Source organism: Mycobacterium sp. (assembly GCF_032159565.1).
GTDB lineage: Bacteria > Actinomycetota > Actinomycetes > Mycobacteriales > Mycobacteriaceae > Mycobacterium.
In genome coordinates this window covers 1-14,872 of record NZ_JAVHWR010000063.1, presented here as the reverse complement: position 1 = coordinate 14,872, position 14,872 = coordinate 1, and the positions used below count along the sequence as shown (strand labels likewise).

The following is a 14,872-nucleotide window of genomic DNA, read 5'->3' as shown; positions in this document are numbered from 1 at the left end:
ACGGCCCCGTGGAATCCGGTCGGGAAGATGTCCGTGAGCATCGTCAGATCGAGGATCTTCTCCATGGCCTGATCGGCGTCAGGGAATTTCAGCAGGTTGAAGTCGGCGTAGGGCACCATCACATATTCGGCCTGGCCGCCGACCCAGCCGCCCATGTCTACGTATCCGTAAGCCGATCCGGGCCGGTCTGGATTGACGTTGAGACAGATGCCGGTCTTGCGTTCTTTGCAGTTCACGCAGCGACCACAGGCGATGTTGAAGGGGACCGACACCAGGTCGCCGACGGAGATGAATTCAACGTCGCGGCCCACTTCGATGACTTCACCGGTGATCTCGTGGCCAAGGACCAGCCCCTCGGGGGCGGTTGTGCGTCCGCGAACCATGTGCTGATCGCTGCCGCAGATGTTGGTGCTGACAACTTTCAGGATGACACCATGCTGGCATTGGCGGCCGATGTTCGCCGGGGGGACACCCGGCCCGCCTTGGACCTCCAGCTTGGGGTATTGGATTTCCTGGACGGCAACCTTTCCGGGGCCCAGGTAGGTCACCGCTCGGTTTGACATCATCGCCATCTCCTACCGTGGTTGCGCACTGAGTCCCAGTCTCGCGCTTTCCAACGTCGACTGTCGTTACCGCCAACCCCAATTGGGGCCTGCTACTGACCGGAAGGACCGATTCCAGCTAGCGGGGGGCATTAGTGGGTGGCAGCGAGGACATGGGTGGCTCCTGCGCAGTCCTCGATCTGACAGCAGCCGGGCCGACCCTGCTGCCGTAACGCCCATTGCCATTGAAAGACGTTGAGGCCGAATCCAAAGGCCAGGAGGTTGCGATGCGGTCGTTGCGGGTGGTTGTCGTCGGTGGCGCCATCGGCGGCGTTGGCGCTGCGGTCCACCGGAGCCGAAGTGAGGGTGTACGAGCAAGCCGCCGCGGCCGCCGTGGTGGCTGTGGCTACGGTCGGTGTCGGCGCACGGTTCATTGTTGTCACTCCGCCGGCTAGCGATACCTCGCCGCACCGCGCCGGGGCTTACCACTGCCTACGGCCCGACGCGGATCGGCTGCTCCCAGATGGTGAACCCGCTCGTCTCATACGGACCCGCGATGTGAAAATACCGGAATGCCGTCCGGGCCAGTCGCCAGCACGCACACCGGCGGCGCCGTCTGACCCCACGCATGCGCCAGCTGAGGCATAAGCCGCCGCAACCCGACTTTCAGCCGACATCGCCTGTAGGCGATGTCACCCAAATGAGGAAAAAATGAAACTGCGATACCTCGCACCACTGGCCATCGCCGCATCCGCGGCAGCAATTGGACTGGCACCGATCGCCGCGGCCGACGCTACCGTGCAGCAGAGCCCGGGAAATGCTCAAATCACCGCTACTCCCGGGGCAGCCGCGCAAGAGGCCGCCCAGAACCAACAGCCATTCGGCGGGGACTCGGGCGCCCTGCTTTCCACCACCGCTGACAACGACCGCGCTCTTAGGGCCTCGCGTCCGGTAAGTCGTGGCTCACCCTGTCACGGCGGTGTCACACTAGGTGCGAATTCGGAGAGTTGACCGGGACGGCTGGAAACGATTTCCACTGGTCAGCCCGGTTCGAGAGCCCTTTCGAGACAATCGAATTCAGCCCTGAAAGCCTCGCGAGGCGCGCGCTGACACCAATTGAAGCTGTATCGCGGCTGCCCGGAGGCATCCGTCGCCGCGCGCCACATTCAGGGCTCACGTGCCGTCGAGTGGAATCGTGACCTCCAGCGACGTCCCCCTTCCGGCTGGGCTCTTGATGCGCATCCGCCCGCCGAGGGCCTCGACCCGGTCTGCGAGCCCGAGGAGCCCTGAGCCGTTGCCCATGTCGGCACCCCCGATTCCGTCGTCGTGAATCGACAGCGAGAGCGTGCGATCCTTCGTGTGTCCGGATATGACCACCTGGGTCGCACGAGAGTGCTTGGCGGCGTTGGTCAGTGCTTCGGACACGACGTAATACGCGCCGACTTCAACTGAGTCCTTTAGGCGTTGGTCGATCGTGAGGTCGAGGGTGACCGGGATGGCCGATCGGCGGGCCAGTGTCTTGAGCGCGGGACCGAGTCCGCCCTTCGACAGGATGGCAGGGTGAATCCCGCGGGAGATCTCTTGCAGATCTGCCGTGACACCGGTTAATCCGGACACGATGTCCCCCAGCTGCTCTCCGAGTGCCTGCAGGCCTGGCGGCACTGACGCCTCTGTCAGCCGCACCTGCAGCCCTAGCGCGACCAACCGTTGTTGTGCGCCGTCGTGCAGGTCGCGCTCCAGGCGGCGGCGACCTTCGTCGGCGGCCGCGACGATGCGGGCGCGTGAGGCGATCAGTTCGGCGCGGGTGGCGGCGTTCGCGATCGCGGTCGCGGTCAGATCGGCGAAGTCGCTCATGCGCGCCTCCGTGTCCGGTGACAACGGCTCAGGTCGTAACCAACCGAGCGCCACCATCCCCCATACCCGTTCGTCGACAATGATCGGGACTCCCACCGTGGAACATAGGCCAAATCTCCGTAGCCCTTCGGCGACGAAGCCGGGAGCATTCTGAAACTCGACGCCTTCTAAGCGTGCGGGCCGGCCGGAGTGAAACACCCTCGTCGCGATGTTGTCTCCGTCCAGTACGGGATAGCGTTCGCCGACAAGTGGTGCGCCCTTGATCGCGGGCGCGACGGCAGCCACGGCGACCACGGTCACCATGTCATCGTCAAAGGTGCTCACCGACGCGTTGCCGGCGTGCAGACAGCGGGCCATCTCGTCCGCGACCGCGGAGTACACCTCCGAGGGGGGCGTCCCGCGCGCCACCAGGGTTGCCACCCGCCGCAACGCGGCCTGCTGCTCGGCGAGCACACTCAGCTCGTCGCGGCTGGCCTGCAATTCCGCGCGGGTGGCGGCATTGGCGATTGCGGTCGCGACCAGATCGGCAAAGTCGGCTATGCGCTCCTCGGTATCTGGTGGCAGCGGCTCGGGTGCCGACGAGCCAACGATCGCCGCACCCCACACGGATCCGTCGACGATGATCGGGACTCCTACCGCCGAACGGATGCCGAGCTCACGAATGCGTGCCGCGTGGTCACCGGGAGCGTTGTCGTGGTTGTCCATCCGCGCGGTGCGGCCGGTGCGAAACACCCTGGCCGCGACGTTGTCGCCCGCCAACGGCAGGCGCAGGCCCTCGGGCAGCTTCCGCAGTCGGTTCTCGTGGCAGATGGCGTCGGGGATGCATGCGTCGGCGTCGTAATGGGATACCGTCGCATGGCTCACATGCACGCAGCGGGCCAACTCGTCGGCCACCGCTTCGAACACCTCCGACGGGCTGACCCCACGCGCTACCAACGTTGCGACCCGCCGCAACGCGGCCTGCTGCTCGGCGAGCACACTCAGCTCATCGCGGCTGGCCTGCAACTCCGCGCGGGCGGCGGCATTGGCGATCGCGGTGGCCACCAGATCGGCGAAATCGGCGAGACGTGCCTCGGTGTCCGCGGGCAGGGGCTCGGGTCGCAATGAGGCGACCGCGGCAACCCCCCACAGGTGGCCGTCGACGATGATCGGCGCACCCACCGCCGCGCGGATGCCCAGCTCCCGTATCCGCGCCGCGGCAGAACCGGCCGCCTCGTCGAGGCTGTCCATCCGGGCGGGGCGGCCGGTATGCAACACGCTCGCCGCGACGTTGTCGCCCTCGAGCGCAAACCGCTCGCCCACCGGCATCTTCTTCGCACCCGGCTCGTCGGAGGCCGCAAGCAGGGTGGCCGCGCCATCGGGCTCGTAGCGCCACACCGACGCATGCTGCACACCGAGAACCCGGGCCAACTCCGCCGCCACGGCGGAGAACACCTCCGAGGGGCTGGCCCCGCGCGCGACCAGTGTCGCCACCCGCCGCAGCGCCGCCTGCACGTCCGCGAGCCGTCCCAGAGCCTCGCGTGACTCGGCATTCCCGATTGCGGTGGCGAGCAGCTCGGTGAAACTGGCCAGCCGCGCCTCGGTGCCCACGGGCAGCGGGTCGGGATTCTTGGTGAACGCCATCATCGCGCCCCACACGCGTCCCGCCACGACGATCGGGACTCCGACCGCCGAACGAATCCCTAGTCGACGGGCGGTGGCCGCCAGCTCACCGTCCAGCCGTGAATAGTCATCGATGCGGGCCGCCTCCCAGCTCGTCCGCACCCGTGCAAGCACGTTCGCACCGTCCGGTGACCATCGGTGCCCGGCGGGAAACGGCGCATCATCCGGGGGGAAGCTGGCGCACTCCGTTGCCGTGCCATCGACCTCGTAGCGTGCAACGATCAGGAACGGGAGGTTGACGACGCGGGCGACCTCCTCGGCGACCAGAGCGAACAAGTCACGAGGCTCCGCTTCCTCCGCAACCAGGGTCGCCACGCGGCGCAGAGCGCTCAACTCGGCATTGGCCATCCGGCGGTCGGTGACGTCGCGGGCCACCCCGTACACGACGCCCAATTCTGGCCGGCTGCTCGTGCTCCACTCGAACCACCGCACCGATCCGTCCACGCACACTTCGCGACACTCGAACCCGACGACGTCGTTACCGGCGGCGAGTGCCTCCAGAACCGTCTCCACCGACTCGACATCGTCGGGATAGACGTTATCCATGAACGGCCTGGCCAAAAGCTCCTCAAGGGTGTAGCCCAGGCTGCGGGCGAACGCCGGATTGGCACGCCTCAGGTAGCCATCGAAACCGGCGATGCAGAACGCATCGTGCGAGAGCTCGAAGAGCCCTACCAATTCGTCGTCGAACGACCGGCTCGCCTCAGCCATAGCACCCTAGTGTGACCCTCGTGTTCGTGCTGCGAAAGGCCATATGACCGACACTGATCAGGTTGTCGGACCCGCCACGGCGGGAGCGACCTCGACGACGATGTGTATGGTCAGTGGCTGCTTGCTCTGCTCGCTGTAACCAGAAATGGCGCACAGCACGTTCAACTCGGGCATGTAGCCGATCACGCTGCCTCGTGGGGTGTTGTAGGCCACCACGCGGTAGCCGTACACGGAGCGAGTGCTGCCGTCGCGGGCGAAGCTGGTGATGTCGATGAGGTCGAACTCATCCAGACCGCGCTCGCGCATGTCTTCGACGTTCATGAACAACGCCGTTCGCAGGTCCTTCAGGCCGCGGTATCGGTCGTTGTCGGAGTAGATGGTGGTGTTCCACTGGTCATGGAAGCGCACGGTGCCCAGCGTCAACCGACCGGGCTGTGGCACCACATCGGGCATCGGTGCGGAAGAGAACTCCGCGTGCCCGGATGTGGTGAGGAAGATCCGCTCCCGCGCGGCGTATTCGTGCCAGGAGCCGAAAGTACGTGGCGGGCGGAATGTTCACCGCGGGCCCGAGCGCCAGTGTCGCCCGCGAAGACCTCACTCCTTTTCTCGAGCCGGGCGACTCACAGTCTTCAGTACTCCCGAAATGAGCCTCAGTTGCGCTCCTGTCCTGTCAGCCGACTGAGCGCGCAGACCGCGACGTGGAGGAGTTTGGTGGCGTCCCGTGGCGACCCGATACCCGGCGGGCGCTCGCCCGGGCGCTTTGCGGGCATGCGGAATCCGCGGTGCAGCATCGCTGCCGCTTGGCCGGCTGCGGTGACAACCAATTACCGCTATGCGGGATGAATCGGGTAGTGCCGAGCCGCCGTCGACTCGGTCAACTCCGCCCAAAGTTATCCACAGGCCAGCACGTCCGATCGGAGAGAAATCCGCTGAACTGCGCTTTTAGTAGAAGCACCGCCTTTCGGTGGACCTGTTTTGGTAACGATAAGGTCACTTGCTGCATCATTCGACACAGGAAATTGACCCGAATGTAATGTCCGCCCGCGGCGTCGTCCTGGTGATCACCGACGCCAACACCATCCAGGGCCTGCCCGACAGCTTCCAGACCGTCGCCAACGGCACCATCCTGGGAATTCCCAACCTGCTAATCATCTTCGTCGTTATCACCGCGATCGCGTGGTTTGTCCTGAACCGCACCGTCTTCGGCCGGTATGTGTACGCGGTGGGATCCAACCCCGAGGCGGCTCGGCTGGCCGGTGTCCCGGTGGCCATGGTCACCACGGCGGTGTACGTGATCGCCGGCGTGCTCGCCGCCGTCGGCGGCGTGCTGTTGACGTCCCGCCTCGGGGCAGGTGTCCCTACCGCCGGCACCGGCTTCGAACTGCAGGCCATCGCTGCCTGCGTTATCGGCGGAGCCAGCTTGTCCGGGGCCCGCGGCAGCGCGATCGGTGCTGCCTGTGGTGCGCTGATCATCGGCGTACTGAACAACGGCGGAAACCTGTTGGCCATCAACGCCTTCTACCTGCAGATCGCGATCGGCGCACTCGTGCTCGTGGCCGTCGGATTCGACCAGATGAACACCCGCAAGTCAGCACGCGGCTAGCTTGTCGGGGAGCTCCGCAACGGAGAAGCAGGCCAGCGACACAGTCCCTGGCCTGCTTTTTCTGTCCACATCGCATCAGACCCGACGCCGTTCACGCTCTTCGAGGGAGGATTCGGCGACAGGCCTCGGTTCCTGCGCCGAGGTCCGCGGCTCCGGCGCAGGCTCGTGCCGGCCGCGGATGTCCGAGTGTTGAGGAAGTTACCGCCACAATTGAGTCAAAGCTGCAAGGGTCGTCAACACCTCTCGGTGTATCCGCGGGTCACTTCACGCTGGTTAGCGGTGTTCGCGGTGCATGTGCAGATTCCGAGGTCGGACTTCGCCTAGGACGCAAGTCGAAGCAGCTCAGCGTCCATCCTCACGGCATGCTTGCCGGTGGCAGCGCCGTAGCGGTGGACAAAATTCCAGACCGGCATGTCGCGCAGCTCGGTATCACCGGACGCCCGCGGGATATCTTGGCGGCCATCGGCTTTCGGGCCGTAGATCACGGCCCAGCCCACCGTCGCCTCGATGTCGGAGTACGCAACCACAACGGTGTCGCGAGGCGTCATCTGGTCAAGGACGGACCCGAGATTGTCCGTCGGCTCGGCGATGACGACCACCGGTTCCAGGCCCCTTTCGGTGGCGATGGCGACCTCGGCGCGCAATGCGTCCTGTGCGCTGCCAGGCGCGCGCAATGTCTGCAGGAACATCCGGTCCGCGTGGTGGTCGCGGTGGACCGCACCCACCCTGGTGCGCACCCACATGCCGTCGACGGCGGCCTCCAGATGCTCGATGACGGGTGGAAGATCGTGCCGATCAATCTGCAGCAATTCAATTAGGTCGTTGCGATAGGACGCACGTGCCGAGCCGAGGTTGTTTGCGTTGCCCCTGCATGCGCTCGGAAAGGGCGTGGTAGCGGATGGCGTGTTGATCCCGGGGATCGTAGCGGTATACGACGTTTTCCTTATTGTTCATGGGAGCGAGCTCCTTTCGTGAGCGTGAGCGATTCGTATGCTGTTGCTCATAACTGCCCAGGTGAGACTGAGCCACCTGCCACTCGTGGTCAGCTTGTAGTGCCGGCCGCCGGGCAGATATAGCTCCAAACGTGTTATTCCGCTTGTTGGTTCGGCTATGTGGCGCCTGATGATTCGACCTGCTCCGGTGGCGTTCACGCCATGGCTCCGGTGGGTGCCTGCAGATTCCGCCGCGAGGTTCGGTGTTGTAACAGAACCGACAACGTCAGCACGAGGAGTCCTACGGCGGCCAACACGGCGCCGGCCGCGGCGGGTGCGGTGTAACCGAATCCCGCGGCGATCACCAGGCCGCCGATCCAGGCGCCCGAAGCGTTTGCGATGTTGAGCGCGGAGTGGTTCAGTGCGGCGGCCAGGGTCTGCGCGTCGGCGGCCACGTCCATCAACCGGGTCTGCAGGGCAGGTGCGATCGCCCCGCCGCTGGCACCGATCGCGAACAGCAGAACCATTGCGGTGTAAGGGTTGTGCGACGCTACGACGAACACGGCGAGCATCACGCCCAGCGTGGCGATGACGACGTAAAGGGTGCGGATCACCGATTTGTCGGCCATCTTGCCGCCGACCAGGTTGCCCACGACCATGCCCGCGCCGAACACCATCAACGCCAACGGCACCAGTGTCCGCGCCAGACCCGCAACGTCGGTCAGCGTGGTGGCCACGTAGGTATAGACGGCGAACATGCCGCCAAACCCGACCATGCCGACGGCCAGCGCCAGCCAGACTTGAGGTCGCTTGAGTGCGCCGAGTTCCGTCAGGGGGCTGGTGCTGTGGGTGGCACCGATATCGGGCAGCCAGAGCCAGATCGCACTCAGCGTCACCAGCCCGATGACCACGACGAGCGCGAACGCGCTACGCCAGCCGAGTGCCTGGCCCAGCCACGACGCGATGGGGACACCGATGACGGTCGCCACCGTCAGGCCGGTCATGACCTGTGCGACGGCCCTGGCGCGGTTGCCGGGACCCAGCAGCCGGGCGGCCACCAGTGCCGCGATGCCGAAGAACGCACCGTGGGGCACCCCGGCGACGAACCGCGCCACCATCAGTGATTCATAGCTGGGCGCGACAACCGTGGCGACGTTGCCCAGGATGAAGACGGCCATCAGTATCAACAAGATGGTCTTGCGCGGCACCCGCGCGGTGAGAGCGGCGATCACTGGCGCGCCGATGACGACGCCGAGTGCGTACGCGGAGATGGCGTGGCCTGCGGTCGGTTCGGAGATGTGCAGGCTTGCGGCGATGTCGGGCAGCAGGCCCATCGCGACGAACTCGTTGGTCCCGATCCCGAAACCGCCTAGGGCGAGCGCGAGGATCGCCAGTTTGAGTACGGCGGGCTGCGGTGCTACGAGCGCCGATGGCACTGAGCGACGGGCAGCGGTGGTGGTCACAGTAAGTCAGCTTTCAGTCTGCGAAATTAGGACGGTGACCTGGCCGTTCGCTAACTCTCGGTCGGCACCTGCCGCATTGCAGAGCGCCCCGCCGGTTTAGAGCCTAACGAGACTTGAGCACTCGTTCCAACTGACTTAGGTCTTTTTCAGGTCAAAGTGACGAGGCTTACATACCTTGCCCTTTCTCCGACATGCTTGTTTCAATGTAAAGATGCCGGTCATCAGGCTTGCGGCCCCGAAGTCGCCAGCGACTGCAGGAGAAGTGTTCGCGCTGATCCGCGATGGCGTGGCGACGACGCGCTCCGAGCTGCGGCGCCTCACCGGCCTGTCGCGCACCGCGGTGGCGGCCAGGGTGTCGGCGCTGTCCGGCCGTGGACTGGTCGTCGAGCGCGAGGAGGGCCTGTCCACCGGCGGTCGCCCCCCGACCCTGCTGTTCTTCAACTCCGACGCCGGCGTGGTTCTGTCCGCCGCGATCGGACGCAGCCGGACCCGGCTTGCCGTGTGCAACTTCGCGGGTGATGTCCAAACGATCAGCGACCTCGACCAGGAGACCGGGATCGGCCCCGATGATCTGATGCCAGATCTGGTCAAGAGGCTCGAGGCGTTACTCGAGGAATCGGGCCGCGACGCCGACTCCGTGCACGGTGTTGGACTCAGCCTGCCGGGCACTGTCGACCAGCTACGCGGTTGCAGCCTCGACTCGCCGGTCATGAGCGGCTGGGATGGCGTAGCGCTGGAACCGTACTTCCGCGAACTGACGACCGCTCCGATCGTGGTCGACAACGACGCAAACGTCATTGCGCTGGCAGAACGCAACGGTGAGCGGCGCGGTGTTGATGACTTGCTGCTCCTCAAGATCTCCACCGGCCTCGGTGCCGGGATCATCTCCGGCGGCGTGCTCCAGCGCGGTGCAGTCGGCGCTGCAGGCGAATTCGGACACAACAAGACCCCCGCGGCAGCAGGGTTGCCTTGTCGGTGTGGGGACACCGGCTGCCTGGAGGCCATAGCAGGCGGTTGGGCGCTGGTGCGGGCGCTACAACAGCAGGGCCACGCCGTAGGCCACATCCGCGACGTCGTCGACCTTGCCAACCGCGGCGAGCCCGAGGCGCGCCGGCTCATCCGCGAGAGCGGGCGCCACATCGGTGAGGTCATCGCCGGAGCGGTGAACCTGCTCAATCCGGCGATCGTCGTCATCGACGGCGATATGGCCCGCGCCTACGATATACTGGTAGCCGGACTTCGAGAAGCCTTGTACCGCAACGCGACTGCACTGTCGACGCGGGTACTGCAGGTAGTACCGACGACCTACGGCGACCGCTCCGGGGTGATAGGCAGCGCCAACTTGATCCTCGACAGGATTCTGAGCCCGGGTGCCATCGACGAGTCGTTACGCTCACAGCGCTGAGACGCGCGGAATCGCCGTTGATGGCGGCAACTGGCCACCCGTTCTGGGGCCGAGCATTCACCGGTTATACGGGTGCTGATGCCAGATGGGGCTAGCTGGCAGCACTCGTATGCGCTGAGTGTTATGGCGCTGCGCAGCAACCCTGTCGGCGGGGTGTCACGGATCAGCGCCGATGTCCAAGAGAGCCAGCGGCGTCCGTGATTCGGATGGCCTCTAATGTAAATCGTGCTTATCGAGCCATGCCAGTGAGTCGTCAATCAGCTGATGGGCGCCGCTGTCCACGACCAGCGAATGACCGCGGTCGTCGTAGTCGATCAGCTCAGTGATGGCGCTCGATTTGCGGTACTGCTTGAAAGCGGAGTGCACAAGGACCGAGTCGACGGTGTGATCGTGTTTGGCGGCCATCAACAACAGCGGCCCGCGTGTCTGGTTCTTGGTATTGACCGCGGCCGGCGAATCATGCTCGACCGCACTGAGCGCCAATTGGAACAGCGTCCGGGCGGAGCTGGGAATGGTCCACTTGTCATACAGTGCCTCGGCCTCGGCCTCGTCGAGCATGTTGGCGAAGCCGTTCTTGAACTGCTCGGTGTCCAGCGATACGGCCTTGTGGCGATTGCTCGGATGGCTGAGGATTGAAAACAGACTTCGCCTGGTGTGGCCCAACTGCTTTCACGCCCTTGATCTGTCCTGGGGAGATGGCGATGGCCGCCCGGCCCACGTCCTCGCCGAGCAGTCTCTCGACGAGGAACCCACCGAAGAGTGGCCGATGAGAATGGGTTTGGACGACAGCGTCGCCGCGCATTGGGCCAAGTGGTCGGTGACTCGTCCAACCCGTTACCTGCCTGCGCATCCGGGTTAGCGCGGGTGGCCGCGATCGTGTCGGCGACGCCCGGCCATTCCGGCAGGACCGGGTCGTAACCGGCGGCCGCGAATCTGTCGGCCCACGCCTGCCAACTCGTGGAGTGCAGCCACATGCCGTGCACGAACGTGACGGGAGTCTTCGCAGGCATCGATTGGTCTCGATTCCTCAGATATTGCAATGTGTGGGGGACACCGTTAGCGCATGACACAGCCAACAACAATCATGGGTGCCGCGTCCGCGTTTGTCGTCGCCTCCCAGATGTCTCACAGCGTCGCGCGGTTTAGGTTTGCAGGCGGTGCACACGGATCGCGACTACGGCGCTTCGTGGGAAGGTCCGAAACAGCACAGACGAGGACCACGGCGGGTCGTGGCGGCGATCCAAACTGCGAATTCATTACCAGTGATCCGCCTGAATCGCGTAGCTACGGATTCGAGGTCGGCCCGGTCGATCTCGGCCGCGTGAATCGTCGCCGGCCGCCCTTTGAGCAGACTTTGAAGCCCGGCGCGAGCTCGACTTTGTAACCCGCGCTTCGGTATGTGCGGGTACGGCGGGTTACTGGGCTGGTCGTATAGCTCAGCCTTGGGCTGTGTCGGGCGGGTCCTCGGGCGGGGGCTTGCCCAGCCAAGTTCGAAGGCGGGCAAGCTGACTTATGACCAGGCCCACGCCGACGAATAGTGCTATCGCGATGACGATGATGGCGGTCAACCGTCACCTCCCTTCGTGGTCACTGCAAGATCTCCTATCACGTTGCGATGCAATAGTTCCGCCGTGTTCGCAACGGTGTGCGCCGTAGCAACTCCAGGCGCGATTGGAATCCATCTCGATGTCGGTCCAACGGGGCGCCGGTGATTCGGATCGGTTGTGGACACTATGGTCCGCCTCTCCAGTGGTCGATGCGGTTGTGGTCTGGGGTGAAGCCGTGGTCAACGCCCCATAGGACGGCTTGCGTTCGGCTGCCAACGCCGATCTTGCGGTAGATGGTGCGGATATAGGATTTCACGGTGTTGGGGCTCAGGTAGGTCAGTCTTGCCACGTCGGCGTTGCTCTTGCCCTGCGTGATGAGGGCGAGGATCTCTGACTCGCGGTCGCTGAGTCCTTCGCCGCGGCCGGGCCAATCAAGGCCGACGGCGCTGCGGGCGCGCGGCGGGGCCTCACTGACTATCACCTCGCCGGCATGTACCGCTTCCAGTGCAGCGACCAGCTCGCGGGCCGGCAACGTTTTCGACAGGTATCCGTGCGCGCCGTGCTGACGGGCGCTGGCGACGAGGTCCGGGTGAAAATTCCAGGTATAAACCACAACTCGACGTGCGCGTGGGTTGGCGACCAACTCGCCGATCTCGTGGTGATCAGATTCCGGTTGAGCGAAGGAGTCGTATAAGACGATGTCTACGGGGTCGTCGAGGGGCATGGTGGCGTCGATCTCGGCGATCACCACACGGTCGCGGTAGTTGTCGAACATTTTGGCGATGCCCATCAGCACGACGTCGTAGTCGTCGACGAGCGCGACAGTGATCGCCTTTTTGGCCGATGAGGACACGGCGAGAAGATTACCGCCCTAGGGGTGTATTGGAACCCCCCTAAAGGGTCTTCTATTGGTTGCAGCGTCGAGGACCACTCGGCCGAACCGAAGATCTAACGCGCCTCGGTGGCGCCATTTCAGAAAGGGTTCATCATGATCATTCTCGGAATCATTCTCATCGTTCTTGGGCTCATCTTGCCCGCCCTGATCCCGACCTTCGCGTTCGCGCATGTGCTCTTGGTCATCGGGGTCATTCTGCTCGTTGTTGGCGTCATCCTGGCGGTGCTGGGATCGGCCGGCCGCGCCGTCGGTGGTCGTCGCCACTACTACTGACCTCGCCCAGTTCTCCACGTAGAAGCGATGATTGAACGGAGACAGAAATGCCTATTTGGGGATGGTTTTTCATTGCAGCCCTAGCCCTGGTTGTCATCGCCGGACTGGTCGTCGCACTTTCGGCCGGCCGTCGCAGACGAACCGATCGCCTCAAACAGCAATTCGGTCCCGAATATGAGCGGACCGTTGCCGAAGCCGGCGAACAACAGGCAGCAGAAAAAGAACTAGTCGGTCGGGAGCGCAAGAGAAGGAAGCTCGACATTCGTCCGTTGACGCGCGATGCGCTACAGGCGTACTCGGATCGCTGGCTCGAAGTGCAGACCGCGTTCGTCGACAATCCCTCGAGTGCGTTGGATGACGCCGACCGCCTTCTCACCGAGGTCATGCGTGAGCGCGGCTACCCGGTCGACGACTTCGACCAGCGAGCAGCCGACATCTCGGTCGACCACCCTGCGGTTGTCGAGAACTACCGAGCCGCCCACGCCATCCATCTGTCGAATCAGAACGGAGATGGAGGCACTGAGAAGCAGCGTCAGGCGTTCGTGCATTACCGGGCGCTCTTCGACAAGCTTCTCGACCAACACAGAAACGATGACCGGCCACAAGACACAGATTCAGCACAGGAGGCAAGCGCATGACCACTCACGACTACCCAGGTGAAACCAACTCGCCCGCTCATGTCGATCCGGCAATAGCGAGCACCAGTCCAGGGTCAGGACAAGCAGACACGCCAACAACCGCCGAAACGTCGACGCCACCCACCGCGGCGACCGATCCCGGTTGGCAGCGGCAAGCTGACCAGTTCGCGGCGAATCGGGGCGAACGCGCCAGCGCCAACCCATCGCCTGCTCAGGCCGATCCAGCGATTTCAACAGCCGCGAGGCCGGAGGATCTCGACGACGATCCGCGGAGCAGCGCCCAAACACCGACTGAACCCTCACTTTTCGCCGAGACAGACCTTGCCGAACTCCGGCGCGGTTGGGACAGCGTCCAAGCCGGCTTTGTCGACGACCCCAAACGCTGCGTCGAACAAGCAGACGGCCTGGTGTCCGACGTCGTCGAACAGCTCAGCAATGGCTTCGCCGAGGCACGTTCGCGACTCGAGCAGCAATGGAGTCGCGGCCAGGAAGCCTCTACCGAAGATCTTCGGGTCGCCCTCAAACGCTACCGAGAATTCTTCGACCGACTACTCGCGGTTTGACACAATCGACCTCGGCCGCTTCGCTGCCGCCAGCCACGCCGGCCATTCGATCGTGATCGAGGCGACTGCACGCGGCAGCGACGACACAGTCCGAGTCCCCGTACCTCTGGCCTTCGATGAACGAGTAAGTGGCTAATTAATCGTCGCCGCGACAGCGTCGGTACTCAGCCGGCGGCGACCCATATCAAGACGGCCGCGTTCGAAGCGTCGCGGCGATGTCGGCCCCGAACTCAGTGCGGGGTTTCCAGCGCGCCCTTACGTTAGTTGAATCTCAAGGGGAGTGCCGCATTTCGTGCGCCCAGCGAGACTGCACTAGATTCCCCGCACTGCGCGAAATGGTCTGCCCGATGCCACGTGTGCGCGTTGCAGCTAGACGTTCACGCTGCGCCGCCGCCGGATGTGTTGCAACAGTTGCCGCGCGAGTTCCTCCCTTTCGAAGAACCGCGCGGTCTCAAGTGCGGACGGCGAGCCTGCCAGCGGATCGGCATCGGCTGACAGCAGCAGTTCGATGATCGTTGTGTCGTTTTTGAAGACGGCGCCTGCCAACGGGGTCTGTCCTCGATTGTTGTGTCGATTCACCTCGGCCCCACGCGCGATCAGAGTGGCGACAGCGGACTCGTGTCCGTAATAGGCCGCCAGCATCGCGAGGGTGTCGCCGTTGGTGTTGGTGAGGTTCACCGGTACGCCCGCGTCGACGTAGGCGGCCAACATTGCTGCGTCGCCGCTGCGAGCCCAGTCGAATAAGCGTGATGCCAGGTCCAGGACCTCGGTATCGAGGGTGCCT

14 protein-coding genes are annotated in these 14,872 nt (G+C 64.4%); 5 read left to right on the top strand and 9 right to left on the bottom strand.

Going from position 1 to position 14,872, the window contains the following annotated elements; translation table 11 throughout:
• The 4 genes from QOC76_RS07780 to QOC76_RS07765 all read right to left on the bottom strand — a co-directional run.
• Positions 1-566: alcohol dehydrogenase catalytic domain-containing protein (locus tag QOC76_RS07780; RefSeq protein WP_526355889.1), on the bottom strand; the 566-nt coding region annotated here is incomplete at its 3' end.
• A gap of 128 nt (positions 567-694) precedes the next feature.
• On the bottom strand, positions 695-976 hold the full coding sequence (locus QOC76_RS07775; RefSeq protein WP_526355887.1) for a hypothetical protein: 282 nt from the start codon (positions 974-976) through the stop codon (positions 695-697).
• 739 nt (positions 977-1,715) lie between these two features.
• Positions 1,716-4,769, bottom strand: a complete 3,054-nt coding sequence (locus tag QOC76_RS07770; protein ID WP_526355885.1) for a GAF domain-containing protein — start codon at positions 4,767-4,769, stop codon at positions 1,716-1,718.
• A 57-nt stretch (positions 4,770-4,826) separates the two neighbouring features.
• Positions 4,827-5,222, bottom strand: coding sequence for a molybdopterin dinucleotide binding domain-containing protein (locus tag QOC76_RS07765; protein WP_526355883.1), 396 nt, complete (start codon positions 5,220-5,222; stop codon positions 4,827-4,829).
• A 580-nt stretch (positions 5,223-5,802) separates the two neighbouring features.
• Between QOC76_RS07765 and QOC76_RS07760 the strand changes: the two genes are divergently transcribed.
• The gene (locus QOC76_RS07760; protein WP_526355881.1) at positions 5,803-6,372 is read left to right on the top strand and encodes an ABC transporter permease; all 570 of its coding nucleotides are present in this window, start codon (positions 5,803-5,805) and stop codon (positions 6,370-6,372) included.
• 320 nt (positions 6,373-6,692) lie between these two features.
• On the opposite strand, the gene QOC76_RS07755 is transcribed toward QOC76_RS07760, so the two are convergent.
• Both QOC76_RS07755 and QOC76_RS07750 read right to left on the bottom strand, forming a co-directional pair.
• Positions 6,693-7,181: a hypothetical protein gene (locus tag QOC76_RS07755; RefSeq protein WP_526355879.1), complete on the bottom strand. Its 489-nt coding sequence runs from the start codon at positions 7,179-7,181 to the stop codon at positions 6,693-6,695.
• A gap of 338 nt (positions 7,182-7,519) precedes the next feature.
• The gene (locus QOC76_RS07750; protein ID WP_526355877.1) at positions 7,520-8,767 is read right to left on the bottom strand and encodes an MFS transporter; all 1,248 of its coding nucleotides are present in this window, start codon (positions 8,765-8,767) and stop codon (positions 7,520-7,522) included.
• A 211-nt stretch (positions 8,768-8,978) separates the two neighbouring features.
• Here QOC76_RS07750 and QOC76_RS07745 point away from each other — a divergent pair, with 211 nt between their 5' ends.
• Positions 8,979-10,172 (top strand): ROK family protein, encoded by a 1,194-nt coding sequence (locus QOC76_RS07745; RefSeq protein WP_526355875.1) that lies wholly within the window; start codon positions 8,979-8,981, stop codon positions 10,170-10,172.
• A 213-nt stretch (positions 10,173-10,385) separates the two neighbouring features.
• Here the strand turns inward: QOC76_RS07745 and QOC76_RS07740 are convergent, their stop codons facing one another.
• Positions 10,386-10,835, bottom strand: a complete 450-nt coding sequence (locus QOC76_RS07740; RefSeq protein ID WP_526355873.1) for a hypothetical protein — start codon at positions 10,833-10,835, stop codon at positions 10,386-10,388.
• A 1,068-nt stretch (positions 10,836-11,903) separates the two neighbouring features.
• Positions 11,904-12,572 (bottom strand): helix-turn-helix transcriptional regulator, encoded by a 669-nt coding sequence (locus QOC76_RS07735; RefSeq protein WP_526355871.1) that lies wholly within the window; start codon positions 12,570-12,572, stop codon positions 11,904-11,906.
• A 135-nt stretch (positions 12,573-12,707) separates the two neighbouring features.
• Here QOC76_RS07735 and QOC76_RS07730 point away from each other — a divergent pair, with 135 nt between their 5' ends.
• The 3 genes from QOC76_RS07730 to QOC76_RS07720 are packed head-to-tail and all read left to right on the top strand — an operon-like array spanning position 12,708 to position 14,088.
• Positions 12,708-12,887 (top strand): DUF6131 family protein, encoded by a 180-nt coding sequence (locus tag QOC76_RS07730; protein WP_526355869.1) that lies wholly within the window; start codon positions 12,708-12,710, stop codon positions 12,885-12,887.
• 47 nt (positions 12,888-12,934) lie between these two features.
• On the top strand, positions 12,935-13,525 hold the full coding sequence (locus tag QOC76_RS07725) for a hypothetical protein (RefSeq protein ID WP_526355867.1): 591 nt from the start codon (positions 12,935-12,937) through the stop codon (positions 13,523-13,525).
• Positions 13,522-14,088 carry a hypothetical protein gene (locus tag QOC76_RS07720; protein ID WP_526355865.1) on the top strand — a complete coding sequence of 189 codons (567 nt, stop codon included), beginning with the start codon at positions 13,522-13,524 and terminating at the stop codon, positions 14,086-14,088. The genes QOC76_RS07725 and QOC76_RS07720 overlap by 4 nt, the downstream gene beginning before the upstream one ends.
• Before the next feature lie 369 nt (positions 14,089-14,457).
• Here the strand turns inward: QOC76_RS07720 and QOC76_RS07715 are convergent, their stop codons facing one another.
• Positions 14,458-14,850 carry an ankyrin repeat domain-containing protein gene (locus QOC76_RS07715; RefSeq protein WP_526355891.1) on the bottom strand — a complete coding sequence of 131 codons (393 nt, stop codon included), beginning with the start codon at positions 14,848-14,850 and terminating at the stop codon, positions 14,458-14,460.
• Positions 14,851-14,872: the final 22 nt, after the last annotated feature.

Excerpts from the sequence above, each read along its gene's own strand:
- QOC76_RS07775 (WP_526355887.1), bottom strand. The coding sequence starts at position 976 with ATGAACCGTGCGCCGACACCGACCGTAGCCACAGCCACCACGGCGGCC.
- QOC76_RS07770 (WP_526355885.1), bottom strand. The coding sequence starts at position 4,769 with ATGGCTGAGGCGAGCCGGTCGTTCGACGACGAATTGGTAGGGCTCTTC.
- QOC76_RS07765 (WP_526355883.1), bottom strand. The coding sequence starts at position 5,222 with ATGCCCGATGTGGTGCCACAGCCCGGTCGGTTGACGCTGGGCACCGTG.
- QOC76_RS07760 (WP_526355881.1), top strand. The coding sequence starts at position 5,803 with ATGTCCGCCCGCGGCGTCGTCCTGGTGATCACCGACGCCAACACCATC.
- QOC76_RS07745 (WP_526355875.1), top strand. The coding sequence starts at position 8,979 with ATGCCGGTCATCAGGCTTGCGGCCCCGAAGTCGCCAGCGACTGCAGGA.
- QOC76_RS07730 (WP_526355869.1), top strand. The coding sequence starts at position 12,708 with ATGATCATTCTCGGAATCATTCTCATCGTTCTTGGGCTCATCTTGCCC.
- QOC76_RS07725 (WP_526355867.1), top strand. The coding sequence starts at position 12,935 with ATGCCTATTTGGGGATGGTTTTTCATTGCAGCCCTAGCCCTGGTTGTC.
- QOC76_RS07720 (WP_526355865.1), top strand. The coding sequence starts at position 13,522 with ATGACCACTCACGACTACCCAGGTGAAACCAACTCGCCCGCTCATGTC.